The following is a 13593-nucleotide window of genomic DNA, read 5'->3' as shown; positions in this document are numbered from 1 at the left end:
TCTCCGTCAGATCAGAAAAAGCTCAACCCCACGTGGAACAGCTTCTCCACATCGCGGATATGTTTTTTATCCACCAGGAACAGGATCACATGATCGCCCGTGGCGATCACCGTATCGTCATGGGCGATGATCACTTCTTCATCGCGGATGATCGCGCCAATGGTGGTGCCCGGTGGCAAGCCGATATCGCGGATCGCCCGGCCGATCACCTTGCTCGACTTGGAGTCACCGTGGGCGATCGCCTCGATGGCTTCCGCCGCCCCCCGGCGCAATGAGTGCACGCTGACGATATCGCCGCGCCGCACGTGGGCCAGCAGGGTACCGATGGTGGCCAATTGCGGGCTGATGGCAATGTCGATGTCACCACCCTGGATCAGGTCCACATAGGCCGGGTTGTTGATGATGGTCATCACCTTCTTCGCCCCCAGCCGCTTGGCCAGCAGTGACGACATGATATTGGCCTCGTCGTCGTTGGTCAGGGCCAGGAAGATATCGGCGTCGGCGATGTTCTCTTCCATCAGCAGGTCGCGATCCGAAGCGCTGCCTTGCAGCACCACGGTGCTGTCGAGGGTATCGGACAAGTAGCGGCAGCGCGCGGCGTTCATCTCGATGATCTTCACCTGGTAGCGGCTTTCGATGGCCTCGGCCAGGCGCTCGCCGATCTGCCCGCCGCCGGCGATGACGATGCGCTTGTAGCTCTCGTCGAGCCGGCGCATTTCGCTCATCACGGCACGAATATTGGCCTTGGCGGCGATGAAGAAGACTTCGTCGTCGGCTTCGATCACCGTGTCGCCCTGGGGCAGGATCGGCCGGTCGCGACGGAAAATCGCGGCCACGCGGGTTTCCACATTCGGCATATGTTCGCGCAATTGGCGCAGTTGCTGGCCCACCAGCGGCCCGCCGTAGTAGGCCTTGACCGCCACCAGTTGCGCCTTGCCTTCGGCAAAGTCGATCACCTGCAGCGCGCCGGGGATTTCGATCAGGCGCTTGATGTAGTGGGTAACCACTTGCTCGGGGCTGATCAGCACGTCCACCGGAATCGCGTCGTTGTCGAACAGGCCGGCGCGGGTCAGGTAGGCCGCTTCACGCACCCGGGCGATCTTGGTCGGGGTGTGGAACAGGGTGTGGGCGACCTGGCAGGCGACCATATTGGTCTCGTCACTGTTGGTCACCGCCACCAGCATGTCGGCATCGTCGGCGCCGGCCTGGCGCAGCACGGTGGGGAACGAGGCACGGCCCTGGACCGTACGGATATCCAGGCGATCGCCCAGACCGCGCAGGCGTTCGGCGTCGGTGTCGACCACGGTAATGTCGTTGGCTTCACTGGCCAAATGCTCGGCCAGCGTACCGCCGACCTGCCCTGCGCCAAGGATGATGATCTTCATCCGGTCACTCCCTTAAAAACCATTCAACCGCGTGCCGCGGCAATCTTGATCAGCTTGGCGTAATAGAAGCCATCGTGCCCGCCTTCCTGCGCCAGCAACTGGCGGCCGTGGGGCTGCTTGATGCCGGCGGTAGTGGCAATGTCCAACTCCCGCGCGCCGCTGGTGCGGGCGAGGAAGGCTTCGATCACGTCGGTGTTTTCGGTCGGCAAGGTCGAGCAGGTGGCGTAGAGCAGGATGCCACCGACCTCCAGCGTCGGCCACAGCGCGTCCAGCAACTCGCCTTGCAGCACAGCCAGGGCGGCGATGTCGTCGGGTTGGCGGGTGAGCTTGATATCCGGGTGACGGCGGATCACACCGGTGGCGGAACAGGGTGCGTCCAGCAGGATGCGCTGGAACGGCTTGCCATCCCACCAGGCGGCGGTGTCGCGCCCATCGGCGGCAATCAGCTCGGCGTCCAGGCCCAGGCGCGCGAGGTTTTCGCGCACGCGCACCAGGCGCTTGGCTTCCAGGTCGACGGCGACGACGCCGGCCAGGCCCGGCTGCACTTCCATGATGTGGCAGGTCTTGCCGCCTGGGGCGCAGCAGGCGTCCAGCACCCGCTGGCCCGGTGCCAGGTCGAGCAGGTCGGCGGCCAGTTGCGCGGCTTCGTCCTGCACGCTGATCCAGCCTTCGGCAAAGCCTGGCAGGCTGCGCACATCGCCTGCGGTCTCCAGCACGATGCCGTCCTGGCTGTACACGCAGGCGCTGGCATTGATACCGGCCTCTGCCAGTAATTGGAGATAGGCATCGCGGCTGTGATAGCGGCGATTGACCCGCAGAATCATCGGCGGGTGGGCATTGTTGGCGGCGCAGATGGCTTCCCACTGCTCTGGCCAGAATGCCTTGAGGGATTTTTGCAGCCAGCGCGGGTGCGCGGTGCGCACTACCGGGTCGTGTTCGAGCTCGGCCAGCAACCCCTCGCTTTCGCGCTGGGCACGGCGCAGCACGGCGTTGAGCAAGGCCTTGGCCCAGGGCTTTTTCAGCTTGTCGGCGCACCCCACGGTTTCGCCGATGGCGGCGTGGGCCGGCACGCGGCTGTAGAGCAACTGGTAGAGGCCCACCAGCAGCAGCGCCTCGACGTCGGCATCGGCAGCCTTGAACGGCTTTTGCAGCAACTTGGCCGCCAGCGCCGACAGACGCGGCTGCCAGCGGGCGGTGCCAAAGGCCAGGTCCTGGGTGAAGCCGCGATCGCGGTCTTCGACTTTATCCAGTTGCACCGGCAACGAGCTGTTCAGGGAAGCCTTGCCATTGAGCACGGCGGCCAGGGCCTTGGCGGCGGCCAAACGCGGGTTCATCAAGCGTCCACTCCGAGGATGATGCCGGGGGCAAATTTCTCACGACGGCTGTTGAACAAGTCGCTGAAGTTCAGCGCCTTGCCGCCGGGCAATTGCAGACGAGTCAGACACAGTGCCTGTTCGCCGCAGGCCACCAGCAGGCCTTCCTTGCTGGCGCCGATGATTTCACCAGGGGCGCCGCTGCCGTCGGCCAGGGTGGCGGCGAGGACTTTCAAGGCTTCGCCATTGAGGGTGCTGTGGCAGATCGGCCACGGGTTGAAGGCACGTACCAGGCGCTCCAGTTCCACGGCCGGGCGGCTCCAGTCGATGCGCGCTTCGTCCTTGTTCAGCTTGTGGGCGTAGGTGGCGAGGCTGTCGTCCTGCGCTTCACCGTGCAAGGTGCCAGCCGCGAGGCCGGCAATCGCCTCGACCACCGCTGGCGGGCCCATCTCGGCCAGGCGGTCGTGCAGGCTGCCGCCGGTGTCTTGGGCGGTGATGGGCGTGGTGACCTTGAGCAGCATCGGCCCGGTGTCCAGGCCAGCTTCCATGCGCATCACGGTCACGCCGCTTTGTGCGTCACCGGCTTGCACCGCGCGCTGGATCGGCGCCGCACCGCGCCAGCGCGGCAGCAGCGAGGCGTGGCTGTTGATGCAACCCAGGCGCGGGATATCCAGCACTGCTTGGGGGAGGATCAGGCCGTAGGCCACCACCACCAGCAGGTCCGGCTGCAGTGCTGCCAGTTCAGCCTGGGCCTCGGCATTGCGCAGGGTCGGCGGTTGCAGCACGACGATGCCGTTTTCCAGCGCCAGTTGCTTGACCGGGCTGGGCATCAGTTTTTGCCCACGGCCGGCCGGGCGATCCGGCTGGGTGTACACCGCGACGATTTCATAAGGGCTGGCAAGCAGGGCCTTGAGGTGTTCGGCGGCAAATTCAGGGGTGCCGGCAAAAACGATGCGCAGTGGCTCGGTCATGGGAAACGTCTCACAAAAGAAAAAGGCTTGCCGGAGCAAGCCTTTGAAAGAAGGGAATCAAGCTTGCTGGCGATGCTTCTTTTCCAGTTTCTTCTTGATCCGGTCGCGTTTGAGCGTGGACAGGTAATCGACAAACAGCTTGCCGTTGAGGTGGTCGCACTCGTGCTGGATGCACACCGCCAGCAGGCCTTCGGCAATCAGCTCGAATGGCTTTCCGTCGCGGTCCAGGGCCTTGATCTTGACGCGCAGTGGGCGTTCGACGTTCTCGTAGAACTCCGGCACCGACAGGCAGCCTTCCTGGTATTCGCCCATCTCGTCGGTCAGCGGCTCGAATTCCGGGTTGATGTACACCATCGGTTCGCTGCGGTCTTCGGACAGGTCCATGACCACCACGCGCAGGTGCACGTTGACCTGGGTGGCGGCGAGGCCGATGCCCGGGGCTTCATACATTGTTTCAAACATGTCATCGACCAGCTGACGAACCTTGTCGTCCACTACGGCCACCGGTTTGGCGATAGTGCGCAGGCGCGAGTCCGGGAATTCGAGGATGTTCAAAATAGCCATAAGCGTAATTGCTGCACATGTGAGGTAAAGGCAAATCGGCCTCGGGACACCCCGCACGGCCGGTGTGAAACGCTCGCAGGCCGCGAAGGCCAAGGCATTTCACGCGAACCGACATAATAAAGGAGATTGCCCCCATGAGGAAATCGCTACTCGTCTTCAAAACGGGGCGCCAGGTTGGGCGGCAATAACCAGTTGCAATAATTAGCCTGCTAAATAAGTTACCAACAGAGTTATCCACAGCTTGTTCCTGATCAAGGATGATCATATGTCAGCAATCCCTACTGCAGATATTTCCCCTGCCGAGCTCGAAGCCCGCCTGCGTTTGCACCGCATGCCGGAGCTGGGGCCCAGGCGTTTCAAGACGTTGATCGAGGCCTTTGGTTGCGCCTCGAAAGCCATCGGCGCACCGGCCAGTGCCTGGCGCTCCCTGGGGTTGCCGGCCGCCTGCGCCGAAGCCCGGCGCAGCGTGCGGGTGCGTGATGGCGCCAGCGTCGCATTGGCTTGGCTTGAGCATCCGGCCCAACATTTGCTGATGTGGGACCAGCCCGACTACCCGGCCCTGCTGGCCGAGTTGGGCGATGCGCCACCCTTGTTATTCGTCGCCGGCAATCCCGCCACCCTGGAAAAACCGCAGCTGGCCATGGTCGGCAGCCGCCGTGCTTCCCGACCCGGAATGGATACGGCGGCGGCCTTTTCCCGCAGCCTGGCGGGCGCCGGTTTTGTGATCACCAGCGGCCTGGCCCTGGGCATCGATGGGGCGGCGCACCAGGCGGCATTAGATGTCGGGGGGCAGACAATCGGGGTGTTGGGCACCGGCCTGGAAAATTTTTATCCACAGCGCCACCGCCGGCTCGCCGAGGCGATGATTGCCCAGGGCAGCGCGGTGGTTTCCGAGTTCCCGCTGGACGCCGGGCCCCAGGCCGGCAACTTCCCGCGACGCAACCGCATTATCAGTGGCCTGTCCCTGGGCGTGCTGGTGGTGGAAGCCAGCGTGGCCAGCGGTTCGCTGATCACCGCGCGGCTGGCGGCCGAGCAGGGCCGCGAGGTGTACGCCATACCGGGGTCGATTCATCACCCGGGGGCCAGGGGTTGTCACCAACTGATCCGTGAAGGGGCGGTGCTGGTGGAGACCATCGAGCACATCCTGGAGGGGCTGCGCGGCTGGCAGGCGTTGTCGCGGCCCGCGCCGGTGGCGGTGACCCATCCGCTGCTGGCGTTGCTGCACGCGGCGCCCCACACCAGCGAAGGCCTGGCCATCGCCAGCGGGCAGAGCCTGTCCCAGGTGTTGGCGAGCCTCACCGAACTGGAGCTGGAGGGCCGGGTGATCTGCGAAAGTGGTCGCTGGCTCGCGCGCAGTTAGGTTTTGTAACGAAGATCGGTAAACTGCGCAGAGCTTTAGTCCGGAGAGTGAGTAATGGTCAACAGGTGGCGTGTGCAAGAAGCCGCACGAGAAATTCGCGCAGGCGCGGTGATTGCCTATCCGACCGAGGCGGTGTGGGGCCTGGGCTGCGACCCATGGAACGAGGAGGCGGTGGAGCGCTTGCTGGCGATCAAGGGCCGCTCGGTGGACAAGGGCTTGATCCTGGTCGCCGACAATATCCGGCAGTTCGATTTTCTGTTCGAAGACTTCCCGGACACCTGGATCGACCGCATGGCCAGTACCTGGCCGGGACCCAATACCTGGCTGGTACCCCATCAAGACTTGCTGCCTGAGTGGATTACCGGCAAGCACGACACCGTGGCGTTGCGAGTCAGTGATCATCCGCTGGTGCGGGATTTGTGTGCATTGGTGGGCCCGTTGATTTCCACCTCGGCCAACCCGCAAGGCCGGCCGGCAGCGCGCACGCGGATCCGGGTGGAGCAGTATTTCCGTGGGCAGGTGGATTTGGTGCTGGGCGGTAGCCTGGGTGGGCGCAAGAACCCGAGTTTGATTCGGGACCTGGCGACGGGCGAGGTTCGGCGCCCGTCCTGAGACCCAGGCGTGGCCATCGCGAGCAAGCTCGCTCCCACATTCGAGCGCATTCCCATGCTGGAAATCGGTCGAATGTGGGAGCGGGCTTGCCCGCGATAGCGGTCTGCCAAACCACCGAGATCTCAAGGCAACAGAATGGTCGACCCCGTCGTCCGCCGCCCCGACAACTCCACCTGCGCCTTCGCCGCATCCGCCAACGAAAAGCGCTGGTTGATATCAATGCGCACCTTGCCGCTTGCGATCATGCCAAACAGGTCATCGGCCATGGCCTGCAGGTTCTGCGGATTGTTGGCGTAGGTCGCCAGCGTCGGCCGGGTCATGTACAGCGAGCCTTTCGCCGCCAGAATCCCCAGGTTCACCCCGTCCACCGCGCCCGAGGCATTGCCGAAACTCACCAGCAGGCCACGTGGCGCCACGCTGTCCAGCGAGGCGAGCCAGGTGTCCTTGCCGACGCCGTCGTACACCACCGGGCATTTTTTGCCGTCGGTCAGTTCCAGCACCCGCTGTGGGACATTTTCCTGGCTGTAGTCGATGGTTTCCCAGGCGCCGAGGGATTTGGCCAGGGCGGCTTTTTCCGGCGAACTGACCGTACCGATCAGCTTCACGCCCAGGGCCTTTGCCCATTGGCAGGCCAGGGAACCGACGCCACCGGCAGCGGCGTGGAACAGGATGGTTTCACCGCCTTGCAACTCATAGGTCTGGCGCAGCAGGTACTGCACGGTCAAGCCCTTGAGCATGGCGCCAGCCGCTTGTTCGAAGCTGATCGCGTCCGGCAGGTGCACCAGGTTGGCCGCTGGCAACACATGCAGTTCGCTGTAGGCACCCAGCGGGCCGCTGCCGTAGGCCACGCGGTCGCCGACCTTGAATTGAGTGACTGCGCTGCCCACCGCATCCACCACGCCAGCGCCCTCCGCGCCCAGGCCCGAGGGCAAGGCTGGCGGTGCATACAGGCCGCTGCGGTAATAGGTGTCGATGAAGTTCAGGCCAATGGCCTTGTTCCGCACCCGAACCTGCTGTGGGCCGGGCTCCACGGGTGTGTAGTCCACATACTCAAGTACTTCGGGGCCGCCATGGGCGCTGAACTGGATACGTTTGGCCATCTGTTCTGTCCTCAAGTCTGTTTCGCGAAAGGCTCCTATCGGACTCCTATGCTTGACCTTCGTCAACTGTGGCAGTGCCCGGCGCGGTGGTATCCTGTGCGCCCCTTTGCCGCCGACGCCCAATGGCCTCGCGTAGCTTTGCCCGATTCAAGGTGATGCCATGACTACCCGCACCGAGGCTGTAAAAGCCTACCTGCTCGACCTGCAAGACCGCATTTGCAGTGCCCTGGAAACCTTCGAGGCGCATACACGCTTTATCGAAGACGCCTGGACCCGCCCAGCTGGTGGCGGTGGCCGCACGCGGGTGATCGAGAACGGGACCGTGATCGAGAAAGGCGGCGTCAACTTTTCCCACGTCTTTGGCAGCGGCCTCCCACCGTCCGCCAGTGCCCACCGCCCGGAGCTCGCCGGTCGTGGTTTTGAAGCCCTCGGCGTGTCGCTGGTGATCCACCCGCATAACCCCCATGTGCCAACGTCCCACGCCAACGTGCGATTTTTCATCGCCGAGAAAGACGGTGAAGAGCCGGTGTGGTGGTTCGGTGGCGGCTTCGACCTGACGCCCTACTACGCCCACGAAGAAGACTGCATCCACTGGCACCGCGTGGCCGAGCAGGCCTGCGCGCCCTTTGGCGCGGACGTTTACCCGCGCTACAAGGCCTGGTGCGACAGCTACTTCCATATCAAGCATCGCAACGAGCCCCGGGGTATTGGCGGCCTGTTCTTCGATGATTTGAACGAGTGGGACTTCGACACCTGCTTCGCCTTTATCCGAGCGATTGGCGACGCCTACATCGACGCTTACCTGCCGATCATCCAGCGCCGCCAGGCAATGGCTTATACCGAGCAGCAACGCCAGTTCCAGGAGTTTCGCCGTGGGCGCTACGTGGAATTCAACCTGGTTTATGACCGTGGCACGCTGTTTGGCCTGCAATCGGGCGGGCGTACCGAGTCGATCCTGATGTCGTTGCCCCCGCAAGTGCGCTGGAGCTATGACTGGAAGGCCGCTGCCGGCAGCGAAGAAGCGCGCCTGACCGACTACTTCCTGCAAGACCGTGACTGGCTCGGCCTTGCTGCGCCCCAGGTGGCCAGCTGATGGATCGTTATGTGGTGTTCGGCAACCCCATCGGCCACAGCAAATCGCCGCTGATCCATCGCCTGTTTGCCGAGCAGACCGGCCAGGCGCTGGACTACAGCACCCTGCTGGCGCCGCTCGAGGATTTCACCGGCTGTGCTCAGGAATTTTTCCTGCATGGGCGCGGTGCCAACGTCACCGTGCCCTTCAAAGAGGAGGCCTACCGCCTGGCCAACGCCCTGACCGAGCGTGCGCAACGCGCAGGCGCGGTGAACACCCTGAGCAAGCTGGCCGATGGCAGCCTGCTGGGCGATAACACCGACGGTGCCGGCCTGGTGCGCGACTTGACCGTCAACGCCGGCCTGAGCCTGGCCGGCAAGCGCATCCTGCTGCTCGGTGCCGGCGGCGCAGTGCGCGGTGCACTGGAGCCACTGCTGGCGCAACAGCCCGCCTCGCTGATCATCGCCAACCGCACCGTGGAAAAGGCCGAGCGGCTGGCCGAACTGTTCGATGACCTGGGGCCGGTCTCCGCCAGTGGTTTCGACTGGCTGAGTGAACCGGTGGACCTGATCATCAACGCCACCTCTGCGAGCCTGTCAGGCGATGTACCGCCGATTGCCAGCAGCCTGATCGAGCCGGGCAAGACCTTTTGCTACGACATGATGTACGCCAAGGAGCCGACCGCCTTCTGCCGCTGGGCCACTGAACACGCTGCGGCGGTGGCGATGGATGGCTTGGGCATGCTGGTGGAGCAGGCGGCGGAAGCCTTCTACCTGTGGCGCGGTGTACGGCCGGATTCGGCGCCGGTGCTGGCCGAGTTACGTCGCCAGTTGGCAGGCCACTGAAGATCAACTGTAGGAGCTTGCCTGCGATAGCGGTGGGTCAGCGCCGGATGCGCCACTGATACACCGCTATCGCAGGCAAGCCAGCTCCTACAGGTTTTTACCGTGTCAGTCTTCGAAAAGGATCGGGCATTTGTCCGCCCCTTCCAGCTTCCTCAACTCCTCCACCACTTGCGGCCGCGCCCGGCGCAGCGTCAGGCTGCGTCCCAACCCCTGCAACCGCCGCGCTTCCTGGTGCAGCATCTCCACCCCGGAATAGTCGATAAAGTTGATCTGCTGCGCCTCGATCACCACCCGCTGGCCTTGCAGGCGCTGCAAGCGCACTTGCAGGTAATGGCTGGCGCCAAAGAAGATCGAGCCACCGACCCGCAGCACATCGTCGTCCCCATCGCGCCATTGCTGCACCCGTGGCTGCGAGGTGCGCTTGAGGTAGAAGAACAGCGATGCCAGCACCCCGGCATAGATTGCCGTTTGCAGCTCCAGCAGCAAGGTGGCCAGGCACGTCAGGCCCATCACCACACACTCTGCACGGCTGACCCGCCACAGCGCGCGGATGCCCCGATGATCCACCAGGCCCCAGCAGATCAGCAGGATGCTGGCGGCCATGCTCGGGATCGGGATGTGCGCAATCACCGCCGCGCCAAACAGCGCAAACAGTGCGACCCACAACGCCGAAAACACCCCCGCCAGCGGCGAACAGGCGCCCGCCTCGTAACTCAGGCCCGAGCGGGTGAAGGATCCGGCCGACAGGTAGCCGGAGAAAAATCCGCCGACGATATTGGATAAACCCTGGGCGCGTACTTCCTGGTTGGCGTCGAGCAACTGTTGCGAACGCGCCGACAGCGAGCGGGCAATCGACAGGCTGGTCACCAGCCCCAGCATGCCCACCGCCACGGCGCTGGGTAGCAGGCGCAGGACCATGTCCAGGTCCAGCGGCAACGGGCTGAACGGCGGCAGTTGGCCAACAAATGAGCTGACCCGCGCCACATGCCCGAACATCGCCGGCCACGCCCACGCCGCCAGGCTGCCTACCGCCAGGGCAATCAACAGGCTTGGCCAGCGCGGCACGCAGTATTTAAGCAGCGCGCCCACCAGCAAGGTGCCCAGGCCAAGGGCCAGTGACGGACGATCCCACTCGCCACCATGGTCGATCATCGCCAGCAGGCTGTTGATCGCCGTGGCCTGGCTGGGCAGGTCGAGCCCCAGCAGGTTGGGCAACTGGCCCAGGGCGATGACCACTGCCGCGCCGAGGGTGAAGCCGAGGACGACGGAATGGGAGACGAAATTGACCAGCGCGCCAAAGCGCAACATGCCCAACAGCCATTGGAATACGCCGGCGAGTAAGGTCAGCAGCAGGATCAGGGTGATGTAGTCCTGGGAGCCAGGCACCGCCAGCGGGCTGATGCTGGCGTAGAGCACGATGGAAATTGCCGCCGTCGGGCCGCAGATCAAATGCCAGGACGAACCCCACAGGCAGGCAATCAGCACCGGGATGATCGCCGCATACAGGCCGTATTCGGGGGGCAGGCCGGCGATCAGGGCGTAGGCGATCGATTGCGGCAAGGCCAGCACCGCGCCGCTGAGGCCGACCAGCGCATCCCGGCCGACGCTGGCGCGGGTCTGGCGTGGCAGCCAGCGCAGGAATGGGAGCAGAGTGTGGGGCCGGGACATGGATCGCTCGAAATACTGTAGGAGCGAGCTTGCTCGCGAAGATGGATAACGATAACGCGGGTTGCCTGAAAAAACGCGGCGTTTTCGAATTCTTCGCCGGCAGCCGGCTCCTACAGGGTGATAGGAAGACCTGTAGGAACCAGGGCAATATTTAGAGTTTGGCTTTGACCGCCGCCAATGCATCCTGGCCATCGAGGGTTTCAACCCCCTCCAGCCACTTGTCCAAAACCGCCGGATTGGCCTTGATCCATGCCTTCGCCGCGTCAGCATTGCTGACCTTGTTGTTCACCACCTCGGCCATGATGCTGTTTTCCATATCCTGGGTAAACGTAAGGTTGGTCAGCAGTCTGGCCACATTCGGGCAGGCCTGTGCATAACCTTTGCGGGTCAGGGTGTACACATTGCCGGTGTCGCCGAAGTATTTTTCGCCGCCCTTGAGGTAACGCATCTTCAACTGCACGTTCATCGGGTGCGGTGTCCAGCCCAGGAAGGTGACGAAACGCTCGCGCTTCACCGCCCTGGACACTTCGGCGAGCATCGCCTGTTCGCTGGATTCGATCAGCTTCCACTGGCCGAGGTCGAAGTCGTTTTTCTTGATGATCTCCTGCAGCGAAAGGTTGGCCGGCGCGCCGGAGCCGATGCCGTAGATCTTTTTGTCGAACTTGTCGGCAAATTTGTTCAGGTCGGCAAAGTCACGCACACCGGCCTCCCACACATAGTCCGGCACCGCGAGGGTGAACTGGGTGCCCTCGAGGTTTTTCGCCAGTTGCACCACATCGCCATTGGCCACGAACTTGTCATAGAAGCCCTGCTGCGCCGGCATCCAGTTGCCCAGAAACACATCCACCTGGCCGTCCTTGAGCCCGCCAAACGTGATCGGCACCGCCAGGGTATCGATCTTGGCCTTGTAGCCCATGCCGCTGAGCAAAACACCGGCGATGGCATTGGTGGCGGCAATGTCGCTCCAGCCGGGGTCGGCCATCTTTACCGTCTCGCAACGGGTGTCGGCATACGCATGGGTGGCACTGAGCAACAACACTGCACTCACGATTGTGGATAACTTTTGCATGGCCTTCCCCTTACTGATTTATTGGTTTTGGCAGGGTTGTGGATAACGGGCCTTGCGCTCCAGATCGTCGAGGTCGATATGGTTGCGCATGTACTGCTGGCTTGCGTCTACCAGCGGCTGGTGATCCCAGCTCTTGAGTTTGCCCACCGCCAGCGCCTCGCATACCAGGCGCCGACGGCGTTGGCTGGCGAGCACTTGCTGGTGGATCGCCGGCATGTCCCACTTGGCCCGCGCTTCGGCCAGGAACGCCTCGAACAACGCACGATGGGCCGGCGACTGACTGAGTTCTTCTTGCTCACGTGGGTCGTGGTGCACATCAAACAGTAGGCAAGGATCGTCCTCGCTGTAGATGAATTTGTAGGCCTCCCGGCGAATCATCATCAATGGGCCGATGGTGCCTTCGGCCATGTACTCGCCGAACACCTCGTCATGCCCGCCCTGCCCTTGCAAGTGCGGGACCAGTGAGCGGCCGTCCAGCGGCAGGTTGGGGTCCAGCTCGCCGCCGGCCAGCTCCACCAGGGTCGGCAGAAGGTCGGCGGTGGACACCGCCGCACTCACCCGCCCGGCCTTGAATTGCCCCGGTGCACTGACCAGCAGCGGCACTCGCGCGGCCATTTCAAACCAGTGCATTTTGTACCAGAGCCCCCGCTCGCCGAGCATGTCGCCGTGGTCGCCGGAGAACACGATGATGGTGTCCTCGGCCAGGCCTGTGTCCTGCAGGGTTTGCAGGAGTTTGCCGACGTTGCTGTCAATGTAGCTGCACGCTCCGAAGTAAGCGCGCCGCGCATCGCGGATCTTATCCACAGGCAGCGGCTTGTCCCACAGGTCGTAGACCTTGAGCAGGCGCTGGGAATGCGGGTCCAGGTCGGCCTGGGCCGGCGTTGTAGGCATTGGGATGTCATTGTCGTCGTACAGATCCCAGAACGGTTTGGGAATGGTGTACGGGTCGTGGGGGTGAGTCATGGAAACCGTGAGGCAGAATGGCTGGTCGCCGTCCTCGCGAATATGGTCGAACAGGTACTGCTGGGCCTTGAACACCACCTCTTCGTCGAAATCCAGCTGGTTGGTGCGCACACACGGGCCGGCTTGCAGCACCGACGACATGTTGTGATACCAGGTGGGGCGCACGTCGGGCTCATCCCAGTTCACCGCCCAGCCGTAGTCGGCGGGGTAGATATCGCTGGTGAGGCGCTCTTCATAGCCGTGCAACTGGTCCGGCCCGCAGAAATGCATCTTGCCCGACAGCGCCGTGCGGTAGCCGAGGCGGCGCAGGTAGTGGGCATAGGTCGGTACATCGGCGGGGAAATCCGCCGCGTTGTCGTAGGCGCCAATCTTGCTCGGCAACTGGCCGCTGACCAGGGTAAAACGCGACGGCGCACACAGCGGGCTGTTGCAGTACGCAGCGTCGAACACCACGCCTTGTGCGGCCAGGCGGCTGAGGTTGGGCAGTTTGATCGGCGAAGGGCCGTAGAACGGAAGCAACGGCGCGGCCATTTGATCGGCCATGATGAAAAGAATGTTCTTGCGCTTCATGGTCTCTCGGCATTCCATAGTCAGTGTTTATGCGATTGAGCATGCAGGCCATGGAAACCGTGGTAAAGCCCATGAAAAGCAATGTCTAGGATAAGCACCGC

12 protein-coding genes are annotated in these 13593 nt (G+C 63.4%); 4 read left to right on the top strand and 8 right to left on the bottom strand.

The genetic code is table 11. The features are described from left to right. Positions 1–11 precede the first annotated feature (11 nt). The 4 genes from trkA to def are packed head-to-tail and all read right to left on the bottom strand — an operon-like array spanning position 12 to position 4233. Positions 12–1385, bottom strand: coding sequence for a Trk system potassium transporter TrkA (trkA, locus tag AC19YY_RS06200; protein ID WP_057957876.1), 1374 nt, complete (start codon positions 1383–1385; stop codon positions 12–14). Between the two features lie 23 nt (positions 1386–1408). Then, the gene (gene rsmB, locus AC19YY_RS06195) at positions 1409–2719 is read right to left on the bottom strand and encodes a 16S rRNA (cytosine(967)-C(5))-methyltransferase RsmB (RefSeq protein WP_500603970.1); all 1311 of its coding nucleotides are present in this window, start codon (positions 2717–2719) and stop codon (positions 1409–1411) included. Next, positions 2719–3669: a methionyl-tRNA formyltransferase gene (gene fmt, locus AC19YY_RS06190; protein WP_172313849.1), complete on the bottom strand. Its 951-nt coding sequence runs from the start codon at positions 3667–3669 to the stop codon at positions 2719–2721. Before fmt ends, rsmB begins: the two co-directional genes overlap by 1 nt. A gap of 57 nt (positions 3670–3726) precedes the next feature. Continuing rightward, positions 3727–4233, bottom strand: a complete 507-nt coding sequence (gene def, locus AC19YY_RS06185) for a peptide deformylase (protein WP_029290229.1) — start codon at positions 4231–4233, stop codon at positions 3727–3729. Positions 4234–4498: 265 nt separating this feature from the next. On the opposite strand from def, the gene dprA reads away from it, so the two are divergent. Continuing rightward, on the top strand, positions 4499–5593 hold the full coding sequence (gene dprA / locus AC19YY_RS06180; protein ID WP_500603969.1) for a DNA-processing protein DprA: 1095 nt from the start codon (positions 4499–4501) through the stop codon (positions 5591–5593). 54 nt (positions 5594–5647) lie between these two features. Next, the gene (gene tsaC, locus AC19YY_RS06175; RefSeq protein WP_169954078.1) at positions 5648–6205 is read left to right on the top strand and encodes an L-threonylcarbamoyladenylate synthase type 1 TsaC; all 558 of its coding nucleotides are present in this window, start codon (positions 5648–5650) and stop codon (positions 6203–6205) included. A gap of 122 nt (positions 6206–6327) precedes the next feature. Here the strand turns inward: tsaC and AC19YY_RS06170 are convergent, their stop codons facing one another. Further along, complete coding sequence (locus AC19YY_RS06170; protein WP_500603968.1) at positions 6328–7305, bottom strand: NADPH:quinone reductase; 978 nt, start codon at positions 7303–7305, stop codon at positions 6328–6330. A 160-nt stretch (positions 7306–7465) separates the two neighbouring features. On the opposite strand from AC19YY_RS06170, the gene hemF reads away from it, so the two are divergent. After that, positions 7466–8398: an oxygen-dependent coproporphyrinogen oxidase gene (gene hemF / locus AC19YY_RS06165; protein ID WP_500603967.1), complete on the top strand. Its 933-nt coding sequence runs from the start codon at positions 7466–7468 to the stop codon at positions 8396–8398. Then, complete coding sequence (gene aroE, locus AC19YY_RS06160; protein WP_500603966.1) at positions 8398–9222, top strand: shikimate dehydrogenase; 825 nt, start codon at positions 8398–8400, stop codon at positions 9220–9222. The genes hemF and aroE overlap by 1 nt, the downstream gene beginning before the upstream one ends. Positions 9223–9327: 105 nt before the next feature. Here aroE and AC19YY_RS06155 read toward each other — a convergent pair whose 3' ends face one another. From AC19YY_RS06155 to betC, 3 genes are all read right to left on the bottom strand, one after another. Next, a complete protein-coding gene (locus tag AC19YY_RS06155; RefSeq protein WP_500603965.1) occupies positions 9328–10890 on the bottom strand; it encodes a SulP family inorganic anion transporter in 1563 nt (520 codons plus the stop codon). A 151-nt stretch (positions 10891–11041) separates the two neighbouring features. Beyond that, positions 11042–11959, bottom strand: coding sequence for a choline ABC transporter substrate-binding protein (gene choX, locus AC19YY_RS06150; protein ID WP_432754819.1), 918 nt, complete (start codon positions 11957–11959; stop codon positions 11042–11044). Between the two features lie 18 nt (positions 11960–11977). Further along, positions 11978–13492 carry a choline-sulfatase gene (gene betC, locus AC19YY_RS06145; RefSeq protein ID WP_172313857.1) on the bottom strand — a complete coding sequence of 505 codons (1515 nt, stop codon included), beginning with the start codon at positions 13490–13492 and terminating at the stop codon, positions 11978–11980. Positions 13493–13593: the final 101 nt, after the last annotated feature.

It is taken from the genome of Pseudomonas sp. MF09156, assembly GCF_059862305.1.
This window is presented reverse-complemented; position numbering and strand designations above follow the sequence as displayed.

What these genes read in the sequence shown, in the direction of transcription:
- hemF (WP_500603967.1), top strand. Translation starts at nt 7,466, where the DNA reads ATGACTACCCGCACCGAGGCTGTAAAAGCCTACCTGCTCGACCTGCAA.
- fmt (WP_172313849.1), bottom strand. Translation starts at nt 3,669, where the DNA reads ATGACCGAGCCACTGCGCATCGTTTTTGCCGGCACCCCTGAATTTGCC.
- trkA (WP_057957876.1), bottom strand. Translation starts at nt 1,385, where the DNA reads ATGAAGATCATCATCCTTGGCGCAGGGCAGGTCGGCGGTACGCTGGCC.
- AC19YY_RS06170 (WP_500603968.1), bottom strand. Translation starts at nt 7,305, where the DNA reads ATGGCCAAACGTATCCAGTTCAGCGCCCATGGCGGCCCCGAAGTACTT.
- dprA (WP_500603969.1), top strand. Translation starts at nt 4,499, where the DNA reads ATGTCAGCAATCCCTACTGCAGATATTTCCCCTGCCGAGCTCGAAGCC.
- rsmB (WP_500603970.1), bottom strand. Translation starts at nt 2,719, where the DNA reads ATGAACCCGCGTTTGGCCGCCGCCAAGGCCCTGGCCGCCGTGCTCAAT.
- def (WP_029290229.1), bottom strand. Translation starts at nt 4,233, where the DNA reads ATGGCTATTTTGAACATCCTCGAATTCCCGGACTCGCGCCTGCGCACT.
- betC (WP_172313857.1), bottom strand. Translation starts at nt 13,492, where the DNA reads ATGAAGCGCAAGAACATTCTTTTCATCATGGCCGATCAAATGGCCGCG.
- aroE (WP_500603966.1), top strand. Translation starts at nt 8,398, where the DNA reads ATGGATCGTTATGTGGTGTTCGGCAACCCCATCGGCCACAGCAAATCG.
- AC19YY_RS06155 (WP_500603965.1), bottom strand. Translation starts at nt 10,890, where the DNA reads ATGTCCCGGCCCCACACTCTGCTCCCATTCCTGCGCTGGCTGCCACGC.
- tsaC (WP_169954078.1), top strand. Translation starts at nt 5,648, where the DNA reads ATGGTCAACAGGTGGCGTGTGCAAGAAGCCGCACGAGAAATTCGCGCA.
- choX (WP_432754819.1), bottom strand. Translation starts at nt 11,959, where the DNA reads ATGCAAAAGTTATCCACAATCGTGAGTGCAGTGTTGTTGCTCAGTGCC.